Raw genomic sequence first — 23,468 nt, 5'->3', positions numbered from 1 at the left:
AGTTACCGCTACAACAAGACATGAACACTGAACAGAACCCTCACAGGTGCCCGGCATGAAAGTCCTGATAGTCGAAGACGAACACAAGGTGGTGGATTACCTGCGCTCGGGCCTGACCGAGCAGGGCTGGGTCGTCGACGTCGCCATGGATGGCGAGGAAGGCACCCATCTCGCCATCGAATACGACTACGACGTGGTCGTGCTCGACGTCATGCTGCCGCGCCGCGACGGCTTCGCCGTGCTGAAGGCGCTGCGCTTGCAGAAGTCGACGCCGGTCATCATGCTGACCGCGCGGGATCACATCAACGACCGCGTGCGCGGCCTGCGCGAAGGCGCGGACGATTACCTGACCAAGCCGTTTTCGTTCCTGGAACTCGTCGAGCGGCTGCATGCGCTGGCGCGCCGCACCCGCGCGCAGGAATCCACGCTCATTTCCGTCGGCGATCTGTACGTGGACCTGATCGGCCGCCGCGCCACCCGCGACGGCGTGCGCCTCGATCTCACCGCCAAGGAGTTCCAGCTGCTGTCGGTGCTGGCGCGCCGCCACGGCGACATCCTGTCGAAGACCGCGATCACCGAACTCGTCTGGGAAGTCGATTTCGAAAGTCATACGAACGTCGTGGAAACGGCCATCAAGCGCCTGCGCGCCAAACTCGACGGCCCGTTCCGCACCAAACTCCTGCACACCGTGCGCGGCATGGGCTATATGCTCGAAGTGCGCGAAGCCCGCGACCTGCGTGAAACCCGGGAAGATGCGAGACCATCATGAACATGCCGTGGGCGTCGTCGCCGTCTGAACCACGCGCGCACCGCTCCATCTCGCGGCGGCTCGCCGTGATGTTCGCGCTCGTCGCGCTGTTCGTGTTCGCGCTCGTGGGGTCGGGGCTGTTTCTCGTGCTGCGCATGCAGCTGGAGCAGCATCTGCGCGACTCGCTCGACAATCGTGCGGAAGTGGCCCGGCTCATCGTCGCGCACGTGTCGAATCCGGACAAGTGGAAGATCGCCCGAGAGAAGCTCGCGGACATCACGCCGCGCGACGGCTCCACGCTGTTCGCCGTCACCAGCAACGACCCGCGTTTCGAATACGGCGCGCCGCCCGCGGGCCGCGTCATCAAGCAGGTGATGGGCGGCTACGTACACTTCCGTCCGGCCGACCGCGCCTACGACATGCTGATGACCACGCTGACCATTCCGCCCAATGTGGACCGGCCGCCGCTGCAGCTGTTCGTCGCCATCGACTGTTCTCCGAACGTCCACACCATGCGCGCCTTCGGTCTGGCGCTCGCCGCGCTGATGGCGCTCGCCACGGTCGCGGTCCTGCTGCTGAGCTATTCGGTGGCGCGCCTCGGGCTTGCGCCGCTCACACGCCTGTCGCGCGATGCGCAGACGCTGAGCCCGAACAACCGCTCGCAGCGCCTCAATACGCGCGCACTGCCCATGGAACTCGACGATCTCGCGAAGTCCTTCAACGGCGCGCTCGAACGTCTGGATCACGCCTACGGCCGGCTCGAATCCTTCAATGCCGATGTCGCGCATGAACTGCGCACGCCAGTGACCATTCTGATCGGACAGACGGAAGTGGCGCTGACGCGCGACCGTTCAATCGATGAACTGCGCCACACGCTGCAATCCAATCTCGAAGAATTCGAGCGCGTGCGCGCCATCATCAACGACATGCTGTTCCTCGCCCGCGCGGACCAGGGCGAACGCGCCACCGGGCTCGTGGAGGTATCGCTGGCGGCGGAGATCAATCGCACGCTCGAATTCCTGGAGATTCCGCTCGAAGAAGCGCACGTCAGCGCAGTGGCAAGCGGCGACGCGCGCGCATTCGTCAATACATCGCTGTTCGGACGCGCGTTGTCGAATCTCGTGATGAACGCAATCCAGCATTGCGCGCCGGGCGCGACGATTGCCGTATCCGTCGTGCGCGAACACGGACGGATTCGCATCGCGGTGGCCAATCCGGGCGACCCAATTGCGCCGCACGTGATGGAACATCTGTTCGACCGCTTTTATCGCGCGGAGAGTTCGCGCACCAACAGCCGTGAGAACCACGGCCTGGGGCTCGCCATCGTGAAGGCGGTGGCCGAGATGCATCGCGGCACTGTGGCGGCCACAAGCGCGAGCGGCATCAATACCTTCTCGTTCTCGGTCGCGCGCTTCGGCAGCGAGCCGCGCACCACGCACGACATGGCGTTGCCGGTGCCGCCGGTGGCCGAGAGCAAATCGACCGCGACCTGAGTCTCATCGGCATTTCACTGGCAGAAATATTCGTCCGATGCCGCGACCGGCGCATCTGCCGTCGCCGGCTTGAAGTGGCTGTAGCGCCGATAAGTCTTGCCGTTCACCGTCACGGATTCCGCCGACTCCATCTCTCCCGCGCTCGCGCCGGATGCCGCTGCAATCGCGCTGCTGTGCGCTTCCACCTTGCCGTTGCTCCACGAGCTTGCCTGGTTCGACATGTCCATGCTGCTCTGCGCCGAGATCTGCGCGGTCACCGGATTGCCGAATGACTGCATCTCCATCGAAGCATCCGGCGTCTTGTAGCCCCACTTCGACGTGAGCGTGCTCATGTCGATTACCTGCGGCTTCCAGCCGATCACCTTCGCGCCGATTGCGAGCGGCGACAACTCCAGCGCGACGATCTGCGTGCCGCGCCGCGCAACCAGCAGACACGTGCCACCCGACGTCTGCAACGGCACATAACCACTCGACGGCAACAACGCAAGCGCCTGCGCATTGGGCATCGCCTGCACGCCGGCCGGGTTCGCGGCCCACACCACGCCCGCGCTCGTCTGGGCGTGCGCGGGCGGCATCGTCGCGAGCATCGCGCCTGCCGTGAGCGCGATGGCCGCCGCTATCTTCTGACTCTTCATCGCATGCCTCAGCGGGAAAACGAGGGTTGGCTCTCCGGGAACCGTACAACGAGCCAACCCTTGAAAGGATGAGACGCTCATGCAACGCGAAGCGTCTCCTGCTCCACTGCACCACCTTGCCGGCGAACCGGCGCTGCGTCACTGCATCAGCGCGACTTCGATCTTCTCACCGATGGGCGAGCTCGCCACTTCGACGCCATTGCCGGCGACATCGGCCTTGTCGTGACCGCGCTCCGCCACCGGCGACGGCTGCACAGCCTGCTTCGCCGATGCCGGCGCGGGCTGCTTCACCTCGGGCGCGTCCTGCGTCTTCATGCTGACTTCAGGATGATTCGCGGCGGTGACCGGCAGGCCGAGGCGTGCGCGAACCAGCGGGTCGCGGTATTTCTCGTCGTCCGACAGCACGGCGTCTTCGCCCGACTTCGCCAGCGGCTTCGTCGTGCCCGGGCACAGATGGCCGGTGGCTTCGACAGCGCGGCGGTTCGAATCGCTCTGGCACAGCAGCGCGAGCGCGACATCGGTCAGGCCCATCGCGCGGAACTCGCGGGCGTCGAGGCGGCGTACGCACGCCTGGTCGACCATCGTCGTGCCGCCGGTGGCGCCGAAGCCGGTGATCGAGAGGCCGAAGCTTGCCGAGCCCATGCAGGTATCGGAGAGCGTCGTGGTGAGCGCGGGCGCGGCGATGGACGGCGTCGTGCGCACCGAGTACGAGCTCTGGTTGTAGTCCACCGTGGCGCGTGTGTCATAGGCGCTGGAACCCGGCGTCGAGGCCTTGCCGGTCGCGTCGATGCCGTTCGCAGAACCACTGGTGCCGCTCGTGCCGCTGCCGGCCGCACCCGTCGATGACGAGCTGGAGTTGGTCAGCGAGGGCATGGTCAGCGAGATGTTCACGTTCGACGAACCGCCCGTGGCCGACGAACGGCCGCCGTTCGCCGTCGCCACGCCGAGGCCGCCGACGGAAGAGGAATTCGAGGTGGTGCTGGCGGTCGAATTGGCCGACGTGCCGATGTTGTTCAGGCTCGATCCGCCGCCCTGGCCGATGCCGGTGGACGTGGACCCCGACACCGAGCCCGACGACGAGTTGGCCGTGGTATCGGCATGAGCGAGTTGCGCGGCGCAAAACAGAACCGCACAGGCCAGTTGCACAGTGGTCTTGTTCATTATGGTTCTCCGGAAGGAAGGGGGCGCCGTGAGCGTGGCGGTCCCGTGACACGATCTGGTTTTATTGTTATCGGCTGGGGCAAAGGACGCGTCTTGCGCTCTCGTGGCGCGTCACGACGCGGCCTTTGCCTGGCGGGTGAGCCGTGGCTCGTGACCCGCTTAGCGCCAGCCGCCGCCCAGCTTGCTCCAGGCGTTCGCGGCTGCATCCGCGCCGGACAGGCCGCCTGCCTGCGACGAGCCGTGGCCGAAGCCGCCGACCGTCGACGTGTTGCTGTGGCTGGTCGTCGCGTTGGTCATGTTGCCGGTGACGCCATACATGCCGCCCGCGACCGACTGGGCGTTGCCGTTGGCCGTGCCGTAGTCGGTGGCGGTGAAGCGGCCGAAGCCCGAGACGGAAGCCGAGGTCGAACCGCCCGAGGTCGAGCTCGAGGTGGAATTCGTGGTCGTGGCCATGGCGGCGACGGAGACAAAAGAGAGCAGTGCGGCAGCGATCAGAGTGCGTTTCATATGGACCTTCCTTGTTGACGAAGTGAAATTGGAATCAGTTGTCGTTACATCTGTTTGCTTCATGCGGTGACGGGAAAACGGAGCCTTCAGGCGGCATCCGCCGTCCGTCGCCGTGGCTCAATGCCAGCCGCCGCCGAGCTTGCTCCAGGCATTCGCTGCGGCATCCGCGCCCGACACGCCCTTCGCCGACGAACCGCCGAAGCCCGCGCCGCCCACCGACGAATTGTTGATGTGGCCGGTCGTCGCGTTGGTTGCGTTGCCCGTGACGCCGAAGCCCGTGCCGGCCAGCGCCGAGGCGTTGCCGTTGGCGATGCCCGAGTTGGTGGCCGTGAAGGCGCCGAAGCCGTGCACGGCGGCTGCCGTGCTGCCGCCCGACGTCGAGCTGGAGCTGGAATTCGTGCCCGTGGCGAAGGCGGCAGCGGACACGAGCGACAGGATGGCGGCTGCGATCAGTTTGCGTTGCATGGTGATGTCTCCTGGTTTTGGCGCACGTTTTTATCCAGCTACATCGACGCCGATATGTAGCGGGCACAGCAAATCCATTTAGTTAGGCATCCTGTTTCACAGGCTTGCTTCGAATCTGCCCGGTCGATCCGGGCGATGTCGCAAGCGGGTGAATCAGGAAGCGCCGGAGCGCGTGTTCAGCGTGGGTACGGGCTGGTCACGGCGCGCGCTTCCGGCAAGCGAAAGCGGCGCTCTTGGAGGCGTGGCGGACGGTGGCCGTCCGTGAAGCGGAGCGCGGCGCGCAGGCCTTCCGCTTCTTGTGCTTGTTGTTGGTCGTTCTTCATCGCAATCCCCGTATCACCTTTTTGGTGATGTTTCCAGGCGTTTGGTCTTGAACTGAGTGCCTGTGTTTTGAGTGACTGTAAGGAAAATGAACGGCAATAAGCGTGGGAAAGCCAACACTCGACCTCACGTCCTTCCAGATCGTGAGAAATTGAGTGGCCCAGCGCTCATTTGTAGGAGGTATGCAGACAGAAACGCCCTGTTTTCAGGGGTTTCCACGGAGGCGTGCGCGTTGCGCGCAGTAGCGTAGAGCAGCTTCACAGCGCCGGGCGGCGCTGTGTCATGCAATGAAAGCGAACTGCAGATGGGTCAGGCGGCGACCCACACCTTGCCGCCCGCCACCTTCACGCGATACGCGCTGACCGAAAGCTCGGGCGTCTCGAGGCATTCGCCTGTCTGGAGGTCGAAATGCTGCTTGTAGATCGGCGAGGCCACGACGATGCGCTCGCCGACGCTGCCCACGATGCCGCGCGACAACACCGCCGCCTGCGAATGCGGATCGTAGTTGTCGATTGCGTAGACATGCGCCTCTTCGCCCGCGAGATGGAAAACCGCGACCTGCGCGCCCTTTACGAGCGCGCAGACGCCCGTGTCCGGCACGATGTCGTCGAGTTCGCACACGGCGGTCCAGTCCTGTTCGATGCGGTCGTTCATGTTGATCTCCTTGCGTTTCGATGGGTCAGACGGTCTCGACAACCACGGGGATGTCAGCGAGCCTCGACTTGCGTTCATCCGGCGTGGCGGGCCGGATCTGGCCGCGTTCCTCGACGAAGGTCACGTTGACATCGGCGGCGTCGCTGTTGACGAAGTGACGGAAGCGCTTGCGCGTCTGCGGATCCGTCACGGCCTTCTTCCATTCGTCCTCGTAGGTATCCACGACGAGCTGCATCTCCGCTTCCAGCTCCGCTGCAATGTCGAGCTTGTCGTTGACGACCACATCGATGAGATAGTCGAGGCCGCCTTCGAGGTTGTCGCGCCAGACGCTGGTGCGTTGCAGGCGGTCGGCGGTGCGCACGTAGAACATCAGGAAGCGGTCGATGTAACGCACGAGCGTTGCGTGGTCCAGGTCCGACGCAAGCAGTTCGGCATGGCGCGGCTTCATGCCGCCGTTGCCGCACACGTAGAGGTTCCAGCCCTTCTCCGTCGCGATCACGCCGACGTCCTTGCCTTGCGCTTCAGCGCATTCACGCGTGCAGCCCGACACGCCGAACTTGATCTTGTGCGGCGTGCGCAGGCCCTTGTAGCGATTTTCCAGTTCGATCGCGAGCCCGACCGAATCGCCGACGCCATAGCGGCACCACGTCGAGCCGACACACGACTTGACCGTGCGCAGCGCCTTGCCGTAAGCATGTCCCGACTCGAAGCCGGCCGCGATCAATGCTTCCCAGATGAACGGCAACTGCTCGACGCGCGCGCCGAACATGTCGACCCGCTGGCCGCCGGTGATCTTCGTATAGAGGCCATATTGCTTCGCGATCTGCCCCACCGCGATCAGTCCATCGGGCGTGACCTCGCCGCCCGGCATGCGAGGCACGACGCTATACGTGCCGTCGCGCTGGATGTTGGCGAGGTAGTAATCGTTGGAATCCTGCAGGCTCGCGTGTTCCTTCTTCAGCACGAACTCGTTCCAGCAGGACGCGAGAATGTTGGCGACCACCGGTTTGCAGATATCGCAGCCGCGTCCCTTGCCGTGCTTCGCGAGCAGCGCGGCGAAAGTGCGATGTCCTTCCACGCGCGCGATGTGATACAGCTCCTGGCGCGAATACGGGAAGTGTTCGCAGAGGTGATTGTTGACTGCAAGACCTTGCCGCTTCATCTCCGACTTCATCACCTGCGTGACGAGCGGCACGCAGCCGCCGCAAGTCGCGCCTGCCTTGCACGACGACTTGACCGCGCCGATGCTGGTCGCGCCCGCGCATACCGCCGCGCAGATCTCGGCCTTGCTCACGTTGTTGCACGAGCAGATCTGCGCGCCGTCCGGCAGCGCTTCCACGCCAAGCGCGGGTTTCGCGCGGCCGTCGCTCGAAGGCAGGATCAGGAATTCGGGCGCCTCGGGCAGCTCGATCCGGTTGAGCATCATCTGCAACAGCGTGCCATATTCCGCGGCATCGCCCACCATGACCGCGCCGTGCAGGAACTTGCCGCAATCGGACACGACGATCTTCTTGTAGACCTGTTTGCGCTCGTCGCTGTACTGGTAGGTGCGGCTGCCCGGCGTCTTGCCGTGCGCATCGCCGATGCTCGCCACGTCCACGCCCATCAGCTTGAGCTTCGTGCTCATGTCCGCACCGGCGAAGGCGGCCTCGATGCCCAGGATCTGCTTCGCGACGATGCGCGCCATGTCGTAACCCGGCGCCACGAGCCCGAACAACTGCCCTTTCCACAGCGCGCATTCGCCGATCGCGTAGATGTCCGCATCGCTGGTGCGGCAGGCGTCGTCGATCGCGATGCCGCCGCGCGCGCCAATCTCCAGCCCCGCCGCGCGCGCGATGTCGTCACGCGGACGAATGCCCGCCGAGAACACGATCATGTCGGTGTCGAGATGCGTGTCGTCGGCGAAGTTCATGCGGTTCGCCGCGCCTTCGCCCTCGACGATCGCCAGCGTGTTCTTGCCCGTATGCACGGTGACGCCGAGTTCCTCGATCTTGCCGCGCAGCATGCGGCCGCCGCCTTCGTCGACCTGCACTGCCATCAGGCGCGGCGCGAATTCCACGACGTGGGTCTGCAAGCCCATGTCGCGCAGCGCCTTGGCCGCTTCCAGTCCGAGCAGGCCGCCGCCGACTACCGTGCCGGTCTTCGAATGCGCGCCGAAGGCCTGCATCGCTTCGAGGTCCTCGATGGTGCGGTACACGAAGCAGCCCGCGCGATCGCGTCCTTCGACCGGCGGCACGAACGGGTACGAACCCGTCGCGAGCACGAGCTTGTCGTAGGCGAGGACTTCACCGGTCGAGGCAGTCACGGTGCGCGCCGCGCGATCGATTGCTACAGCGCGCGCATTCAACTTGAGCGCGTAACCCGAACGCTCGAAGAAGCCTTCCTCGACCAGCGAGAGATCATCCGCGCTCTTGCCCGTGAAGAATTCCGTGAGATGCACGCGGTCATACGCGGCGCGCGGCTCTTCGCACAGCACGGTGACCTGCACGGCATCGTTGCCGCTTTCGGCAAGCGCTTCAAGAAATTTATGGCCGACCATGCCGTGGCCGATGACGACGATTCTCATGACGGGGGACCTTGTTGTTCTCAGTTCGCGACGACGTTGTTGGCTGCAAGCGCGTGTTCGCGCAGCGCGGCTTCGCGCGCCTTGTGTTCGGGCGAGAAGCGCACGGCCAGCGCGCACAGCGCCGTGCCGGCGACGATCACGCCGAGCATCGAAAGCGTGGCCTGGGCGCTGCCGAGACCCTTCATCAGGAAGCCCGCCGCGACCGCGCCGACATTGCCGCCCGCGCCGATCACGCCGGCCACGCCGCCGAGCGCCTTGCGGTCGATGAACGGCACCAGCGCGTAGGTCGCGCCGCAGGCCATGTGCGTGAAGAGGCCGAAGGCGAGCATCGAGATCACGGCGAGCGCGACGCCCGGCGCATGCGCGAAGGCAAACAGCCCGATCCCTTCGCCCGCGATCAGCACGAACAGCAGCGTGGGGCGCACGTCGAGACCGCGCCGCGCGGCCACCTTGTCCGACAGCCAGCCGCCGAGCGCGCGGGCGAACAGCGCGAGCAGGCCGAAGCTGCCCGCCGCCAGACCCGCTTCGCCGAGGGTGAGATGAAAGCGGTCGACGTAATACACCGCGGCCATGTTGTGAATGAACACTTCGACGCCGAAGCACGCGCCATACGTGACGAACAGCATCCACACGCGATAGTTCGAGCACGCGGCGAGGAAGCTTTGCCAGCCGCCCTTCTTGCCGCCGTCGATGGCGATGCCCGCGCGGCGCAGTTCGACGAAATCGCCTTGCGGGCAGTCCTGCGTATAGCGCCAGTAGAAGAACGCCATGACCGGCATCGCGAGACCGGGCACCAGCAGCGCGATGCGCCACGACGACGCAGCACCCGCACCGAGCGCGATGGCCGCCGCCACCAGCAGCGGCACGATGGCCTGCGCTGCGCCTGCGCCGGCGTTGCCCCAGCCCGCGGTCGTCGCGTTCGCGGTGCCGACCACGTTCGGCGCGAACATCACCGACGTGTGGTACTGCGTGATGACGAAGCTCGCGCCCACCGCGCCGATGGCGAGACGGCACCACAGGAAGCTGTCGTAACCGGTGGAGAGCGCCGCGCCGATCACCGGCGCCGCGCCTGCGACGAGCAACACGCTATAGACCCGGCGCGGACCGAAGCGGTCGCACATTGGGCCGATCACGAGCCGCACGAGAATCGTCACGGCGACGGCCGCGATGTTTATGTTGGCGACCTGATCGGCGCTGAGACCGTACTCGCGCTTGATGAGCGGCATCAGCGGCGCGCACGCGAACCACGCGAAGAAGCACACGAAAAACGCCATCCAGGTGAGATGGAAGGCGCGCATCGGCACGCTGCGCATGCTGAAGAGATCGATCCGGGTGGCTTTGTCCATCGTCTAACCGCCAAAAAAAGAAAGGCGTCCCGCGCATTCAGCCGGTAAGCCGATGCGGGGGACGCCGTTGTCCGATGCCCGCACGGTGTTCACCTGCGGGCGCTGTAATCGAGACGGATCGCCGTTGATCCGATGGCAAGCCATAAGGCAAGGGCTATGCCATCGGCGGCGGAATCGGCTGCAAAGGCTTGCTGGGCATGGCTGTGCGCGGCATGACCGGAGCCTTCGCGAAGACCCGGCGCAGCGCGCTTTCGATGCAGGCGGGCACAGCGCTGGTGCGGCGCAGCACTGATGCCGTGCGGGCCGCTGCATCGACATGCAGCGCTGCTTGCTTATGTGTACCGTCTGGTTATCTTTTTTAACCACCCGGTGAACACGCACCGTTCACACAGAGCAGGCATGCATGCGCCGAAACGGTGCTCGTCCAGTGCGCCGCGCACAAGGCGGGTGCCGAAATCCGGTTGAATGTGGCATGGCCTGCTACTTGCATTGACTCATGCAGCGCCGCGCGCAACGACGTGCGCGGCACACGAATCCATGAGAGCAAGGGCAATGGCGTCCCTTCGTGCACCGGCACGAGCGGACGCCATTTGTTTTTGCGCTTCAGTCGAAAGAGGACATCAAGATGAACACCGCGAAAGGGAAAGTCACCTTGCTGAGCGCAGGTCCCGGCGATCTCGACCTGCTGACGCTGCGCGCCGCCCGCGCGCTCGCCGCCGCCGACGTCCTGCTGCTCGACGACCTCGCCAATCCGGACATCGTCTCGCTCGCGCCGCAAGCGCGCGTGATCCGCGTGGGCAAGCGCGGCGGCTGCCGCTCCACGCCGCAGGCCTTCATCGAGCGGCTGATGCAGCGCCATGCACGCAGAGGCCTGCACGTTGTGCGCGTCAAGGGCGGCGATGCCTTGCTCTTCGGCCGCGCCGGCGAAGAGATCGCGGCGCTGCGCGAAGCGGGCATCGCGGTGGAGATCGTCAACGGCGTGTCGTCGGGCTTCGCGGCGGCGGCCGGACTCGGCATCTCGCTTACGCATCGCGATCATTGCCAGGGCGTCACCTTCGTCACCGCGCATTTGCAGGATCATCGCGAGCCGGACTGGCAGATGCTTGCCGCCACCGGCACCACGCTCGCCATCTACATGGGCATGAGCCGCATGGCGAGCATCGCGGCGGCGCTGCGCGAGGCGCTGCCCGCGAGCACCCCCGCCGCCGTCGTGCAGCACGCGGGCTCGGCGCAGGAACGGCGTCTCGTCACCACGCTCGACCGTCTCGCCGATGACGCCGCCGCAGCAGGCCTCGGCAGCCCGGCCGTGATCCTGATCGGCGGCGCGATCGGCGAGGCGGTCGAATTCGCCGTTCACGCCCAAGGCTTCGCGCATGCTGCCTGATGCGGGTTCTCAAACGGCGGGCGGCGCGTTAAAGTCGTTGAAGTCTCCGCGGCCGCCATCGCCGTTCCTCGCATGACCCCGTCTCCCGCTTCCCGCATGCTGCGCGTTCTCCTCGTCACCGACACCGACAAGCCCATCGGCGACCTGCGCGAGCAGCTCGCGCGCATGGGCTATGACATGCTCGCCGAAGTCGCCGCGCCCTCGGCGCTGCATGCGGCTGTCGAGAGTCAGAAACCCGATGTCGTCATCATCGATACCGACTCGCCGTCGCGCGACACGCTCGAACAGCTTGCCGTGATGAACAAGGCGGCGCCCCGCCCCGTGCTGATGTTCAGCAACGACGCCGACCAGCAATTCATCCGCGCGGCCGTGGGCGCGGGCGTCACGGCCTATTCGGTCGAAGGACTCGCGAGCGCGCGTCTTGCGCCGATCATCGAGGTCGCGCTCGCGCGTTTCGCCCATGAAGAACAATTGCGCCTGCGGCTCGCGCAAGTGGAAAACGAACTGGAGCAGCGCAAGGTCATCGACCGCGCCAAGCGCCTGCTGATGGACAAGCGCGGCATGTCCGAGAACGACGCCTACGCCGCGCTGCGCAAGCGCGCCATGGATCAGGGCGTGAAGGTCGCGGAAATCGCGCGCCAGCTGCTCGCCATGGCCGACCTGCTGCGCTGACCGATACAGCATTCAAGAACCATCATGAACCCGCCCGACACCCCTCTCTCCACGCCCGAACGCACGCATCTGCGGCTCGGTTTCGTTGCGCTCTCCGATGCCGCCCCGCTCGCCGTCGCCGCGTTGCGCGAACTCGGCGCGCGTCATGGCATCACGCTCGAACTGTGCCGCCAGCCGTCGTGGGCCGCCGTGCGCGACAAGCTGCTCTCCGGCGAACTCGATGCCGCCCACGCGCTCTATGGCCTCGTGTATGGCGTGCAGCTGGGCATCGGCGGACCGCAGGCGGACATGGCCGTGCTGATGGTGCTCAACCGCAACGGCCAGGCCATCACGCTGTCGCGCGCGCTCGCCGATGCAATCGAAGACGGCGCAAGCATCAAGCAAGCGTTACAGGCACTTGGCCGTCCGCCCGTCATCGCGCAGACCTTTCCGACCGGCACCCACGCGATGTGGCTCTACTACTGGCTCGCGGCGCACGGCCTGCATCCGCTGCGCGACGTGCGCAGCGTGGTGATTCCGCCGCCGCGCATGGCCGACGCGCTCGCGGCCGGCGAACTCGACGGCTTCTGCGCGGGCGAGCCGTGGCACGCGGTGGCCGAGGCGCACGGCGCGGGCCGCACGGTGGCCTATACGAGCGAGATCTGGCCGGACCATCCGGAAAAGGTGCTGGCGTGCCGGCGCGATTTCGCCGCGCTCTATCCGAACACGGCGCGCGCGCTGGTGCGCACGATGCTCGACGCCTGCGCCTGGCTCGATGCGCCCGCGCACCGCACGGAGATCGCGGAGGCGCTGGCCTCGGCGTCACTGCTGGATGTGCCGCGCGGGTTGATCGAGGCGCGTCTCTCGGTGGCCCATGGCGGCGATGCGCACGCGCTGCCCGTGCGTTTCTTCGATGGCGGCGCGGTCAACTATCCGCGCCTCTCGGACGGCCAGTGGTTCATCACGCAGTACCGGCGCTGGGGCATGCTGGACAGCGCCCCCGACGACGCCGCCCTCGCCGCGGCCGTCAACCAGACCGCGCTGTATCGCGAGGCGGCGCAGGCGGCCGGCATCGCGATACCGGGCGAGCGGCGCGCCGCCACCTTCTGCGACGGCCGCGTGTGGGACGGCGGCGACAGCGCGGCGTATCTCGCGGGCTTCGAAATCCGCGCGTGAGCGGCGCCGGAGCGCCTACCATGGAAGTTCCTGCGCGCACGGGAGACACGCCATGGAACTGCTCGCGATCGGCATCGACAAGCCCGAGAACACGAATTTCATCCTCGGCCAGTCGCATTTCATCAAGACGGTCGAGGACCTGCACGAGGCACTGGTCGGCGCGGTGCCCGGCATCCGCTTCGGACTCGCGTTCTGCGAGGCATCGGGCAAGCGGCTCGTGCGCACGTCGGGGACCGACGAAAATCTCGTCGATCTGGCTGCGCGCAATGCGCTGACCATCGGCGCGGGACACAGCTTCATCATCATGCTCGGCGATGGTTTCTTTCCGGTGAACGTGCTCAACGCCGTCAAGGCGGTGCCCGAGGTTTGCCGGATCGTCTGCGCGAGCGCCAATCCCACCCAGGTGCTGGTCGCGCAGACGGATCAGGGGCGCGGCATCGTCGGCGTGGTGGACGGCCTGCCGCCGCTCGGCGTGGAAGCGGAGCAGGACGTGCAATGGCGCAAGGACCTGCTGCGCCAGATCGGCTACAAGCTCTGACCTGCCGACGTTCGAAAAGCCCCGCCGCGCCTTGACTTGGCCGCGCAAATCGCGAGAATGAGGCCCGCCGCTGCAGCCCGGGGCGTCTCGCGCGCCTGCGCGTTCAGGCGCGTTTTTCCAGCCGGGGCGCGACATCATGGAAAATAGCGGAATTCGGTGAACGCACCACGCGCGCGTTTGCCAGGTTTCCCGCGTTGTCCCCTGTTTCGTCCCGTCGTCTTCGCAGCGAAGGCATGCCGACTGCTCGCGCAGGCGCACGGAGCACGAACCTGCGGGCATTCCGGCACCTTTCGCCCAACGGCACCCAACACCGGCCACCCGCGCCGCCCGAGGATCGGAGTCGTCCTCGCGCGGCCTACAGGAGCATCACATGACCGACATGAACCCAGGCTTTTTCGGCAGGATCGGCATTGCCTTCGGCGCCTTCTTCGGCGTCTTGGGCAACGCCGCGTTCGCCGGCCGCGTGCAGCGCCTGCGCGACGCACCCCATGCGCCCGAAGCGGCACCCGCCGCCCCGCAGCCGCCGCAGCCCGCCGCCGCGCCGGTGCAGCCCGCGCCGTCCGCGCTGAAGGAAGCCAGCCCGGTCGCCGCGCTCCAGTTGCTCGCGCTGCTGCAACGCGACGCGCGCTTCGTCGATTTCGTCGAGGAAGACATCGCCAAATACAGCGACGCCGATATCGGCGCTGCCGCCCGCCTCGTGCACGACGGCTGCCGCGCCGTGTTGCGCGAGCACTTCACGATCAACCCCGTGCGCAGTGAAGCCGAAGGCAGCCGCATCACGCTGCAGGAAGGCTTCGACGCGGCAGCCGTGCGCCTGACCGGCAATGTCGTCGGCCGCGCGCCGTTCAGCGGCAGCATCAGCCATCGCGGCTGGAAGGTCGAGGACACGCGCCTGCCGAAGCTGGCGCCGTCCCATGATGCGAGCATCGTCGCGCCGGCGGAGGTGGAACTGTGAGCGATATGAACGAAACGCGCGCCCGCTATTCGATCGGCGTCGATCTCGGCACGACGCACTGCGCGCTCTCCTACGTCGACATGAGCGCAAGCGACGGCGAAAAGACCGCGCAAGGCGTGCTGCCGGTCGCGCAGCTGACCGCGCCCGGCGCCGCCGAAGAACGCGAGCTGCTGCCCTCCTTTCTTTACCTCCCGCACGAAAACGAACTCGCGCCCGGCGACATGACGCTGCCGTGGACGCAGGAACGCCGCTTCATCGTCGGCGAACTGGCGCGCAGCCGGGGCGCGGGCACGCCCATCCGCCTCGTCTCCAGCGCAAAAAGCTGGCTGTGCCATCCGGGCGTCGATCGCCGCGCGGCCATCCTGCCCGCCGATGCCCCCGAGGAAGTCGAGCGCGTGTCGCCGCTGGAAAGCTCGGTGCGCTATCTGACGCACCTGCGGGAAGCGTGGAACCATCAGCATCCGGACGCGCCGTTCGGCCAGCAGGACGTCACCGTGACGATCCCCGCGTCCTTCGATCCCGCCGCGCGCGAACTCACCGCCGAAGCCGCGGCGGCCGCCGGCTATACGCGCATGACGCTGCTCGAAGAGCCGCAGGCCGCGCTCTACAGCTGGATCCAGAAGTCGGCGGGCGGCTGGCGCAAGCAGGTGAAGGTCGGCGACGTGATCCTCGTGGTCGATGTCGGCGGCGGCACGACCGATCTCTCGCTGATCGCCGTGGTCGAGCGTGAAGGCAATCTTGAACTGCATCGCGTCGCGGTCGGCGAGCACATCCTGCTCGGCGGCGACAACATGGACCTCGCGCTCGCGCATACCGTCGCCCGGAAGCTGGCGGCGCAGGGCACGCAGCCCGATCCGTGGCAGTTGCGCGCGCTCACCTACGCCTGCCGTTCGGCCAAGGAAACCCTGCTCTCCGATCCCGCCGCCGACGCCGTGCCGCTCGTCGTGCCGAGCCGCGGCTCGAAGCTGATCGGCGGTTCGCTGCGCACCGAACTCACGCGCGCCGAGCTGACCCAGATCCTGCTCGAAGGCTTCTTCCCGCAAGTCGACGCCGCGGCGCGTCCCGTGTCGCGCGCACGTGTCGGCCTGACGCAACTCGGCCTGCCCTATGCGCAGGACGCCGCCGTCACGCGTCATCTGGCGGCTTTCCTCGGCCGTCAGGTGAATGCGCTTGCCGAAGTCGAAGGGCTCCGGCGCGAGGCGCCGCAGGGCGCGACGATGCTCCATCCGACCGTCGTCCTGTTCAATGGCGGCGTGTTCAAGTCGCCGCTGCTGGTGGACCGCGTGATGGCCACGCTCAATCAGTGGCTCGCCGCCGAAAACGCGCCCGCCGCACGCCTGCTCGAAGGCGCGGACCTCGACCTCGCGGTCGCGCGCGGCGCGGCCTATTACGGCTACGTCCGGCATGGCCGCGGCGTGCGGATTCGCGGCGGCACGGCGCGCGCGTACTACGTGGCGATCGAATCGGCGATGCCCGCCGTGCCCGGCCTCGAACCGCCGGTGCAGGCGCTGTGCGTCGCGCCGTTCGGCATGGAGGAAGGCACCGACGCCGCGTTGCCCGCGCAGGAATTCGGTCTCGTCGTCGGCGAGCCGGTGCATTTCCGCTTCTTCGGCTCATCGGTGCGGCGCCAGGACCAGGTCGGCACGCTGCTCGATTTCTGGCAGCCCGACGAGCTCCAGGAACTCGAAGAGATCGAGGCCTCGCTGCCGTCGGAAGGCCGCACGCCCGGCGAAGTCGTGCCGGTCAAGCTGCACGCCCGCGTGACCGAGGCGGGCACGCTCGAACTCGAAGCGATTCCGCGCGGTTCGTCGGAACGCTGGAAGGTGGAGTTCGACGTGCGCGGCGGTCCGAACGCCAGCGTCGATCAGGGCATGGGCCTGTAAGTGTCCCGTTTCAGCGTCGGCATCGATCTCGGCACGAGCAATACGGTCGTCGCGTATGCGGCGGCCGGCTCGGACGAGGTGCGCGTGTTCGGCATCGACCAGCTCGTCGCTCCGGGCGAGGTCGCGGCGCTGCCGCTGCTGCCGTCGCTGCGCTATCACTACGCGCCGGGCGAGCTTCGCAGCGAAGACCTGCACCTGCCGTGGGGCGAGATGGAAGCGGCCGCGGTCATCGGCCAGTTTGCCCGCAAGCTCGGCGCGCAGGCGCCGGGACGGCTCGTGTCGAGCGCGAAGAGCTGGTTGTCGCACGGCGCCGTGGATCGCCTCGCGCCCATTCTGCCGTGGGGCGCGGGCGACGATGTCGAGAAGATCTCGCCGGTGATCGCCAGCGCGAGCTATCTGGCGCACGTGCACGCCGCGTGGAACGAGCGCTTTCCGGACGCGCCGCTCGACGCCCAGGACGTGGTGCTGACCGTGCCCGCCTCGTTCGACGAAGGCGCGCGTGCCCTCACGCTCGAAGCGGCGCGCATGGCGGGGCTGACCTCGCTGCGCCTGCTGGAGGAACCGCAGGCCGCGTTCTATGACTGGCTGTTCCATCATCGCGCGACGCTTGGTGATGAACTTGCACAGACACGCCTCGTGCTGATCGTCGACGTGGGCGGCGGCACGACCGACCTCACGCTGATCCAGGTCGCGATGCAGGACGGCGAGCCGGTGTTGACGCGCGTCGGCGTGGGCAACCATCTGATGCTCGGCGGCGACAACATGGACCTGGCGCTCGCCCATCTCGTCGAAAGGCGGCTGACGGGCGATACCGCGCGGCTTTCGGCGGCGCGCATGGCGGAACTGGTCGAACGCTGCCGGGCCGCCAAGGAACAACTGCTCGGCAAGGACGCGCCCGCGTCCGTCGCGGTGACGCTGCTGGGCGCGGGCTCGAAGCTGATCGGCGGGGCGCGTTCCGTCGAGATCACACGCGACGAGATCGGGCAGATCATCGTCGATGGCTTCTTCCCACAAGTCACCGCGAGCGACCGGCCGGGGCGTGCACGCGGCGGTCTGGTGGAATTCGGCTTGCCCTATGCAAGCGATCCGGCCATCACGCGGCACGTCGCGGCCTTTCTCGGCCAGCATGCGGGCGAGGCGCGCAAGGCGCTCGACCTGCCCGCCGACGCCCTCGCCATTCCCGACACGCTGCTGCTGAACGGCGGCGTGTTCCGCGCCGGGCCGCTGTCGCGGCGCATCGCCCGGACGCTGTCGGACTGGCGCGGCGCGTCGGTCAACGTGCTTGAAAACGCCGATCCCGATGTGGCCGTTGCGCGCGGCGCCGTCGCCTATGCGCTGGCGCGCTCGGGGCATGCGCCGAAGATCGGCGGCGGCTCGGCGCGCAGCTTCTTCCTGTTGCTCGACAACGCGCCCGACAGCACGCGCGGCGTCTGCGTGCTGCCGCGCGGCACCGAGGAAGACCAGCCGGTGCATCTCGCCGATCGCACCTTCGCGCTGACGCTCGGCGCGCCGGTGCGGTTCCACCTGGCGTCGTCGGTGGCGGAGACGGCCTGGCAGGCGGGCGAACTTGCGGACCTCGGCGCATCGGCCGACTTCGTGCGGCTGCCGCCGATCGCCACCGTCATCGATGCGCACGCCGGCGACCCGGCCCGCCCCCGCGACACCGCCGTGCAGCTGACGACCTCGCTGACCGAAGTGGGCACGCTGGAGATGCACTGCATCGCCGTCGATGACCCGTCGAAACGCTGGCTGCTCGAATTCCAGCTGCGCCATGAGACGTCGCCGGCCGAGCCGGCGGGCGCGGTCACGCATCCGGCGCTGCCGAAGGCTGTCGAACTGATCGACCGCACCTTTGGCGCGCGTTCGCAGGACGTCGGCCCGAAGGAAGTGAGGCGCCTGCGCGCGCAGCTCGAACACGCGCTCGGCACGCGCGATACCTGGGACATCGCCCTGCTGCGCGAGCTCTTCGGCGCGTTGTTCGAGCGCGCGAAGAAGCGCCGGCGCAGCGCCGATCACGAACGCCTGTGGCTCAACCTGACGGGCTTCTGCATGCGGCCGGGCTTCGGCCATCCGCTCGACGACTGGCGCGTCGAGCAGCTATGGACGCTGTTCGACCAGGGCATCCAGTACAGCAACGAAAGCCAGATCTGGTCGGAGTGGTGGACGCTGTGGCGGCGCGCGGCCGGCGGGCTGTCCGAAGCGGCCCAGCTGCGGTTGCTGGACGACATGGCCTTCGTGCTCCAGCCGCCCGGCACGAGCCGTTACCGCCGTGCGGCCGGCGCGGCGCGCGCGGGCTACGAGGACATGGTGCGGCTCGCGGCGTCGCTGGAACGCGTGCCGGTGGAACGCAAGATCGAGGTCGGCGAATGGCTGCTCACGCGGCTGAAGAAGCCTTCCGAGAACATCCAGAGCTGGTGGGCGCTGGGGCGGATCGGCGCGCGCCAGCCGTTCTACGGCAGCGCGCACGGCGTGGTGCCGCCCGATGTCGCTGCACACTGGCTGGACGCCCTGCTCGCGCTCGACTGGAAGAAGGTCGATCCCGCCGCGTTCGCCGCCGTGCAGATCGCCCGCATGACTGGCGACCGCTCGCGCGATCTCCCCGACGAGACGCGCGCCGCCGTCATCCAGCGCCTCGAAGCGATGAACGCGGCGCAGTCGTGGATCGCGATGGTCCGCGAGACGGTGGAACTGGATCGCGCGGACGAAGGCCGTGTGTTCGGCGAGACGCTGCCGGCAGGGCTCAAGCTGCTTCGTTGAACTGCTTCGTTGAACCGCTTCGGTGGGAGCAAGACCGAAATGCTTCGTCATCAGAAGCGTTTTCAGCCGCGCCAGGTCTTGAATAGCGGCGGAGCGCCGCCTATGGTTATCAGTGTGTCGATCCGGACACGTCCTGAAGGAGGTCATCATGCCATCCCCACGCAAGGCTTCAGCTCAGCAACCCGCCGAAACTGAAATGTCGAGCCGCAAGAAAACGGCCGGCACCAAGGCATCGCCCGCCAAGGCCGCAGGCGCAAAAGAGATGCAGGTCACCAAGCGCACCACCAAGGCAAAACCGAAGTCCTGAGCGGTCATCGCACGATCCGCCCTCTTCATCGCGCGGGGGGCATTTCCTGTGGCTATCCTTCGACACGGCGGGCGCGGCCTTCGCGGCGCTCGCTGTTCGACCCCGCCGGTTCCTGCCTGATCCCCCGATACCCCGCCTGAAAAGACCCATAAAACCGCAATATTTGCCGGATATAACGGTTGTTGGCTAAAAAAAGGCGTATTGGTATGACTGCATTGTCCTAAAGTAGAGTCCCCCATCCCAGAGCGAGCATGAAGATGGCCGTACCGCAACGCGCCGCCGGCGTGCGTACCCCAGGAGTGCTGTCCGCGGCCGCCCGCGAAGCCGTCGCGAGCCTGGTGCGCAATCTCGCGATCCCGGCGCCGTTCTCCGATCCCGCTCTCGAGGCCCAGTTCCTCGAGGATCACAGTCAGCGCTTCTGCGCGTTCCGGCGCGCGTCCGCGCTGCTCGCGCTCGTCATCTGGACGTGCTTCCTCTGGTGGGACTTCAGCTTCGTGCGCGGCAACAAGGCGCTCAACGTGCGCCTCGCCGACATCCTCGCGCTGCGTTTCGCGGGCGTCGCGCTGCTGATTTTCGTCGGCGCGCTGGTGCTCCGGCCGTCGTTCCGCTCGCATGCGAACGCGCAGCGCGTCATCCTCACCGGCATCTACGGCCTGCTGTGCCTGATCCTGACGATGGTCGCGATCACCCCCGCGCCCTATAACTACACGCAGTATTTCATCGGCCTCTATCTGGCGCTGTTCTTCCAGTTCAGCTTCTTCTACCTGCGCTCGCGCGTCGCGCTGACGGCCGGCGCCATCACGATGGCCTCGGTCGTGCTGTGCCAGATCACGATCCACCTGCTCAACACCGAGGACTTCTTCGCCGGCCTGTTCTATATGTTCAACGTGCTGATCGTCGGACACGGCGTCTGCACGCACGCCGAGCGCGTCTCGCGCGAACGCTACAGCTCCGAGCGCGCGCTGGCCTCGCTGAACGACGAACTGCGTGCCGCCAACGGCTCGCTCGGGCGCAAGAACCGCGAGCTGGAAATTTCCAAGAAGGATCAGGAAAACAAGACCAACGCGCTGCTCGCGCTGCGCGAACAGCAGATGATCGCGGCGCAGACCGCGAGCCGCGACAAGTCCAACTTCCTCGCCGCCGCGACCCACGACCTGCGGCAGCCGATGCATGCCCTCAACCTGTTCCTGCAGGCCGCCGCCGAAGCCATTCGCAACGGCGAGTTCGACCAGGCCGAGCGGCTCATCAACGATTGCGGCCGTTCCTCCGTGATCCTCGCGCGGCTGCTGAACGCGGTGCTGGATCTGTCGCGGCTGGAATCGGGACGGGTCGTGCCGCGCTATCACGTGTTCGACGTGCGGCAGATCGTCGAGGAAGCCGCCGAGCAGTTGCGGCCGTTCGCGACGAGCCGGGGCGTCGAGCTGCGCCTGCGGCTGCCGAAGGAAGAAGTGGTCTGCGTGCGCAGCGATGCGCACTGGCTCGGGCGCGCGGTCGCCAATCTGGTCTCGAACGGCATCAAGTACGCGGACGCCAGCAAGTCGACCCGGCCGACCGTGATCGTCGGCGTGGTGCGCTCGGCCACGCGCGCGCGCATCGACGTGCTGGACAACGGCATCGGCATTCCCGCCGATTATTTCGACGCCATCTTCCAGCCGTTCTTCCAGGTCGACAATCCCGAGCAGGATCGCGACAAGGGGCTGGGCCTCGGACTGTCGATCGTCAACGCGGTCATGTCGATGCTCGACCAGCATCGGATCGAACTCAAGTCCACCGAGGGACGCGGCTCGCGCTTCTCGCTGGAAATGCCGCTGTGCGGGCCGTCGCAGGACAAGCCGTCGGCGCGCGCGCCGGCGCGCTCGGAAGCGGCCGAAGCCGCGCAGCTGAAGGGGCGTTACGTGCTGCTCGTGGAAGACGACGGGCTCGTGCGCGCCTCCACGGAAGCGCTGTTGTCCCAGTGGGGCGTGCTGTTCGATTCGGCGGCGACCTTCGAGGAATACGAGGACATCCTGAGCGACATCGAGCGTTTTCCCGATCTCATCATTACCGATTTCCGTCTGCGCGACACCCGCACTGCCCGCCAGGTGGCGATGCTCGGCGCCGCGAAGCTCGGCCGGCCGTGTCCCGTGCTCGTGGTGACCGGCGAGCCGGCGGCCTGCATCGTGCCGCTCGCCTGTGACCAGGACGTGCTGAGCAAGCCGGTCAGCCCGGCCGAACTGCGGCGCGGCATGCTCGCGCTGCTGCCGCTTCACGAGACGGCGGACGCCGCATGACGCTGCACAAGATCATCTACGACACCGATCCCGGCATCGACGACGCCATCGCGCTCGTGTTCCAGGCGCTGCATCCGGATATCGAACTGGTGGGCATCACGAGCGTGTTCGGCAACGCGGATATCGACACGACCACCGCCAACGCGCTCTATCTCGCGCAGCGCTTCGCGCCGGGCGTGCCGGTCGTGCGCGGCGCGGCGGCGCCGCTGCGGCGGCCCGCGCCCCTGCCGATTCCGCATATTCATGGCAAGGACGGGCTTGGGGAGATCGAGCGGGATGGCGGTTCCGGGAAAGAAGACGGGCGGGAAGCGCATCGCTTCATGGTCGAGACAGTGCGGGCGCATCCTGGCGAGATCACGCTGCTCGCGGTCGGGCCGCTGACCAATCTCGCGCTCGCGCTGCTACTGGATCCCGGCATCGCGACGCTGGTGCGCGAGGTCGTCGTGATGGGCGGCGCGTTCGGCATCCATGGCGCGCTCGGCAACGTCACGCCGGCCGCCGAGGCAAACATGCACGGCGATCCCGATGCCGCCGACATCGTGTTCGGCGCGCCCTGGAAGGTGTCGATTGCCGGACTCGATGTGACGCACGAAACCGTGATGACCACCGCTTTCCTGGCCGCGCTGCGCGACAACGCCGGCGACGCGGGCCGGTTCGTGTGGGACGTGTCCCGCTTCTACGAGCGCTTTCATGCGGAGGAAGGCGTCACGGGCGGCATCTACGCGCACGATTATTCGGCGGCGGCCTTCGTCGTGGCGCGCGAATGCTACGTGACGCGGCGCGGCCCGGTGCGTGTGCTGACGGAAGGCATCGCCGCCGGCCTCACCGTGCAGAAGCCCGCTTCGATGCACGCGCCCGCGCCCGAGTGGGACACGCGTCCGGCCTGCGACGCATGCATCGGCGTGGACGCGGACGCCGTGCTGGAACTCTTCGCCGCGACCTTAAGCAACCAGGCGCGCGCCGAGCCACTGGCGTAGCGCCTCGACTTCCTCCATGCAGACCGAGTGCGGCATCGGGTAGGCATGCCATTCGACGTCGCAGCCCTGCTCGCGCGCGAACTCGCAGGCCTGTTCGCCGAGGCTCGGCTTCAGGACGTCATCGAAGGTGCCGTGCGCGGCAAAGATCGGTATGGTGCGGTTCGCCTCGCTCAAGGCTTCGCCGATCAGCCCTTCCGACGGAATGTAGCCCGACAGCACGATCAGCCCCGCGAGCCGCTCCGGATGCGTGAGGCCGGCGTGATACGTCATCGCGCCGCCCTGCGAGAAGCCCGCCAGGAAGATGCGTTCAGTGGGAATGCCGCGCGCGTTCTGTTCGGCGATCAGCTCGCGCACCCGCGCCACCGATGCCTCGATCCCCGACTCGTCCACACGCCGGTTCACGCCTTCGAAGGACAGGATGTCGTACCACGCGCGCATCACATAGCCGTTGTTCGCGGTGACGGCGATCTCCGGCGCGTTCGGAAACAAGAAGCGGATGGCGGGGGCATCGGCGAGGCGCAGCTCAGGCACGAGCGGGATGAAGTCGTTGGCATCGGCGCCGAGGCCGTGCATCAGGATCACGGCAAAGCGCGGATCCGGCGCGGTTTCGATTTCGATAGTGGCGGGTTGGTCGGTCATTGATCGGCACTCCATGGCTTGAATACGCGGGCTGC

20 protein-coding genes are annotated in these 23,468 nt (G+C 67.1%); 12 read left to right on the top strand and 8 right to left on the bottom strand.

Annotated elements, in window-relative coordinates; all coding sequences use genetic code 11:
* Window positions 1-55: 55 nt before the first annotated feature.
* Window positions 56-769, top strand: coding sequence for a heavy metal response regulator transcription factor (locus QCE64_RS29985; protein ID WP_310007790.1), 714 nt, complete (start codon window positions 56-58; stop codon window positions 767-769).
* On the top strand, window positions 766-2,241 hold the full coding sequence (locus tag QCE64_RS29980; protein WP_309926038.1) for a heavy metal sensor histidine kinase: 1,476 nt from the start codon (window positions 766-768) through the stop codon (window positions 2,239-2,241). Before QCE64_RS29985 ends, QCE64_RS29980 begins: the two co-directional genes overlap by 4 nt.
* Before the next feature lie 14 nt (window positions 2,242-2,255).
* Here QCE64_RS29980 and QCE64_RS29975 read toward each other — a convergent pair whose 3' ends face one another.
* From QCE64_RS29975 to QCE64_RS29945, 7 genes are all read right to left on the bottom strand, one after another.
* Window positions 2,256-2,876 (bottom strand): hypothetical protein, encoded by a 621-nt coding sequence (locus QCE64_RS29975; RefSeq protein WP_310007788.1) that lies wholly within the window; start codon window positions 2,874-2,876, stop codon window positions 2,256-2,258.
* A gap of 138 nt (window positions 2,877-3,014) precedes the next feature.
* Complete coding sequence (locus tag QCE64_RS29970) at window positions 3,015-4,037, bottom strand: hypothetical protein (RefSeq protein ID WP_309926036.1); 1,023 nt, start codon at window positions 4,035-4,037, stop codon at window positions 3,015-3,017.
* A gap of 159 nt (window positions 4,038-4,196) precedes the next feature.
* Window positions 4,197-4,544, bottom strand: coding sequence for a hypothetical protein (locus tag QCE64_RS29965; protein ID WP_309926035.1), 348 nt, complete (start codon window positions 4,542-4,544; stop codon window positions 4,197-4,199).
* A gap of 117 nt (window positions 4,545-4,661) precedes the next feature.
* Complete coding sequence (locus QCE64_RS29960; protein WP_309926034.1) at window positions 4,662-5,009, bottom strand: hypothetical protein; 348 nt, start codon at window positions 5,007-5,009, stop codon at window positions 4,662-4,664.
* Between the two features lie 630 nt (window positions 5,010-5,639).
* Complete coding sequence (nirD, locus tag QCE64_RS29955; protein WP_309926032.1) at window positions 5,640-5,984, bottom strand: nitrite reductase small subunit NirD; 345 nt, start codon at window positions 5,982-5,984, stop codon at window positions 5,640-5,642.
* A 25-nt stretch (window positions 5,985-6,009) separates the two neighbouring features.
* Complete coding sequence (nirB, locus tag QCE64_RS29950; RefSeq protein ID WP_310007786.1) at window positions 6,010-8,550, bottom strand: nitrite reductase large subunit NirB; 2,541 nt, start codon at window positions 8,548-8,550, stop codon at window positions 6,010-6,012.
* Window positions 8,551-8,570: 20 nt separating this feature from the next.
* Complete coding sequence (locus QCE64_RS29945) at window positions 8,571-9,896, bottom strand: MFS transporter (protein WP_310007784.1); 1,326 nt, start codon at window positions 9,894-9,896, stop codon at window positions 8,571-8,573.
* 625 nt (window positions 9,897-10,521) lie between these two features.
* Here QCE64_RS29945 and cobA point away from each other — a divergent pair.
* The 10 genes from cobA (at window position 10,522) to QCE64_RS29895 (ending at window position 22,794) form a co-directional block, all read left to right on the top strand.
* A complete protein-coding gene (cobA, locus tag QCE64_RS29940; protein ID WP_310007782.1) occupies window positions 10,522-11,280 on the top strand; it encodes a uroporphyrinogen-III C-methyltransferase in 759 nt (252 codons plus the stop codon).
* Window positions 11,281-11,376: 96 nt separating this feature from the next.
* Window positions 11,377-11,952: an ANTAR domain-containing protein gene (locus tag QCE64_RS29935; protein ID WP_309926028.1), complete on the top strand. Its 576-nt coding sequence runs from the start codon at window positions 11,377-11,379 to the stop codon at window positions 11,950-11,952.
* Window positions 11,953-11,976: 24 nt separating this feature from the next.
* Entirely contained in the window at window positions 11,977-13,107 is a 1,131-nt protein-coding gene (locus tag QCE64_RS29930; protein WP_309934605.1) for a CmpA/NrtA family ABC transporter substrate-binding protein, read from the top strand.
* Between the two features lie 52 nt (window positions 13,108-13,159).
* Window positions 13,160-13,645, top strand: coding sequence for an adenosine-specific kinase (locus QCE64_RS29925; protein WP_309819806.1), 486 nt, complete (start codon window positions 13,160-13,162; stop codon window positions 13,643-13,645).
* A 370-nt stretch (window positions 13,646-14,015) separates the two neighbouring features.
* Window positions 14,016-14,600 (top strand): DUF2760 domain-containing protein, encoded by a 585-nt coding sequence (locus tag QCE64_RS29920; RefSeq protein ID WP_310007779.1) that lies wholly within the window; start codon window positions 14,016-14,018, stop codon window positions 14,598-14,600.
* Window positions 14,601-14,605: 5 nt separating this feature from the next.
* Window positions 14,606-16,483 (top strand): Hsp70 family protein, encoded by a 1,878-nt coding sequence (locus QCE64_RS29915; RefSeq protein WP_309935412.1) that lies wholly within the window; start codon window positions 14,606-14,608, stop codon window positions 16,481-16,483.
* On the top strand, window positions 16,484-19,240 hold the full coding sequence (locus QCE64_RS29910; RefSeq protein WP_310007778.1) for an Hsp70 family protein: 2,757 nt from the start codon (window positions 16,484-16,486) through the stop codon (window positions 19,238-19,240).
* Window positions 19,241-19,388: 148 nt separating this feature from the next.
* Window positions 19,389-19,547 carry a hypothetical protein gene (locus tag QCE64_RS29905; RefSeq protein WP_309819798.1) on the top strand — a complete coding sequence of 53 codons (159 nt, stop codon included), beginning with the start codon at window positions 19,389-19,391 and terminating at the stop codon, window positions 19,545-19,547.
* 251 nt (window positions 19,548-19,798) lie between these two features.
* Window positions 19,799-21,817 (top strand): hybrid sensor histidine kinase/response regulator, encoded by a 2,019-nt coding sequence (locus QCE64_RS29900; protein ID WP_310007776.1) that lies wholly within the window; start codon window positions 19,799-19,801, stop codon window positions 21,815-21,817.
* A complete protein-coding gene (locus tag QCE64_RS29895; protein WP_310007774.1) occupies window positions 21,814-22,794 on the top strand; it encodes a nucleoside hydrolase in 981 nt (326 codons plus the stop codon). The genes QCE64_RS29900 and QCE64_RS29895 overlap by 4 nt, the downstream gene beginning before the upstream one ends.
* On the opposite strand, the gene QCE64_RS29890 is transcribed toward QCE64_RS29895, so the two are convergent.
* Window positions 22,759-23,433, bottom strand: coding sequence for an alpha/beta hydrolase (locus tag QCE64_RS29890; RefSeq protein WP_310007772.1), 675 nt, complete (start codon window positions 23,431-23,433; stop codon window positions 22,759-22,761). The two genes, QCE64_RS29895 and QCE64_RS29890, sit on opposite strands and share 36 nt — an antisense overlap.
* Window positions 23,434-23,468: the final 35 nt, after the last annotated feature.

It is taken from the genome of Caballeronia sp. LZ043, assembly GCF_031451075.1.
Taxonomy (GTDB): domain Bacteria; phylum Pseudomonadota; class Gammaproteobacteria; order Burkholderiales; family Burkholderiaceae; genus Caballeronia.
Note: the sequence above shows the minus strand (reverse complement) of the source record. Positions and strands in the feature narration are given on the sequence as shown.

What these genes read in the sequence shown, in the direction of transcription:
- QCE64_RS29965 (WP_309926035.1), bottom strand. Translation starts at nt 4,544, where the DNA reads ATGAAACGCACTCTGATCGCTGCCGCACTGCTCTCTTTTGTCTCCGTC.
- QCE64_RS29905 (WP_309819798.1), top strand. Translation starts at nt 19,389, where the DNA reads ATGCCATCCCCACGCAAGGCTTCAGCTCAGCAACCCGCCGAAACTGAA.
- QCE64_RS29960 (WP_309926034.1), bottom strand. Translation starts at nt 5,009, where the DNA reads ATGCAACGCAAACTGATCGCAGCCGCCATCCTGTCGCTCGTGTCCGCT.
- QCE64_RS29985 (WP_310007790.1), top strand. Translation starts at nt 56, where the DNA reads ATGAAAGTCCTGATAGTCGAAGACGAACACAAGGTGGTGGATTACCTG.
- cobA (WP_310007782.1), top strand. Translation starts at nt 10,522, where the DNA reads ATGAACACCGCGAAAGGGAAAGTCACCTTGCTGAGCGCAGGTCCCGGC.
- QCE64_RS29945 (WP_310007784.1), bottom strand. Translation starts at nt 9,896, where the DNA reads ATGGACAAAGCCACCCGGATCGATCTCTTCAGCATGCGCAGCGTGCCG.
- QCE64_RS29890 (WP_310007772.1), bottom strand. Translation starts at nt 23,433, where the DNA reads ATGACCGACCAACCCGCCACTATCGAAATCGAAACCGCGCCGGATCCG.
- QCE64_RS29915 (WP_309935412.1), top strand. Translation starts at nt 14,606, where the DNA reads ATGAACGAAACGCGCGCCCGCTATTCGATCGGCGTCGATCTCGGCACG.
- nirD (WP_309926032.1), bottom strand. Translation starts at nt 5,984, where the DNA reads ATGAACGACCGCATCGAACAGGACTGGACCGCCGTGTGCGAACTCGAC.
- QCE64_RS29980 (WP_309926038.1), top strand. Translation starts at nt 766, where the DNA reads ATGAACATGCCGTGGGCGTCGTCGCCGTCTGAACCACGCGCGCACCGC.
- QCE64_RS29970 (WP_309926036.1), bottom strand. Translation starts at nt 4,037, where the DNA reads ATGAACAAGACCACTGTGCAACTGGCCTGTGCGGTTCTGTTTTGCGCC.
- QCE64_RS29925 (WP_309819806.1), top strand. Translation starts at nt 13,160, where the DNA reads ATGGAACTGCTCGCGATCGGCATCGACAAGCCCGAGAACACGAATTTC.
- QCE64_RS29900 (WP_310007776.1), top strand. Translation starts at nt 19,799, where the DNA reads ATGAAGATGGCCGTACCGCAACGCGCCGCCGGCGTGCGTACCCCAGGA.
- nirB (WP_310007786.1), bottom strand. Translation starts at nt 8,550, where the DNA reads ATGAGAATCGTCGTCATCGGCCACGGCATGGTCGGCCATAAATTTCTT.
- QCE64_RS29895 (WP_310007774.1), top strand. Translation starts at nt 21,814, where the DNA reads ATGACGCTGCACAAGATCATCTACGACACCGATCCCGGCATCGACGAC.
- QCE64_RS29975 (WP_310007788.1), bottom strand. Translation starts at nt 2,876, where the DNA reads ATGAAGAGTCAGAAGATAGCGGCGGCCATCGCGCTCACGGCAGGCGCG.
- QCE64_RS29935 (WP_309926028.1), top strand. Translation starts at nt 11,377, where the DNA reads ATGCTGCGCGTTCTCCTCGTCACCGACACCGACAAGCCCATCGGCGAC.
- QCE64_RS29930 (WP_309934605.1), top strand. Translation starts at nt 11,977, where the DNA reads ATGAACCCGCCCGACACCCCTCTCTCCACGCCCGAACGCACGCATCTG.
- QCE64_RS29920 (WP_310007779.1), top strand. Translation starts at nt 14,016, where the DNA reads ATGACCGACATGAACCCAGGCTTTTTCGGCAGGATCGGCATTGCCTTC.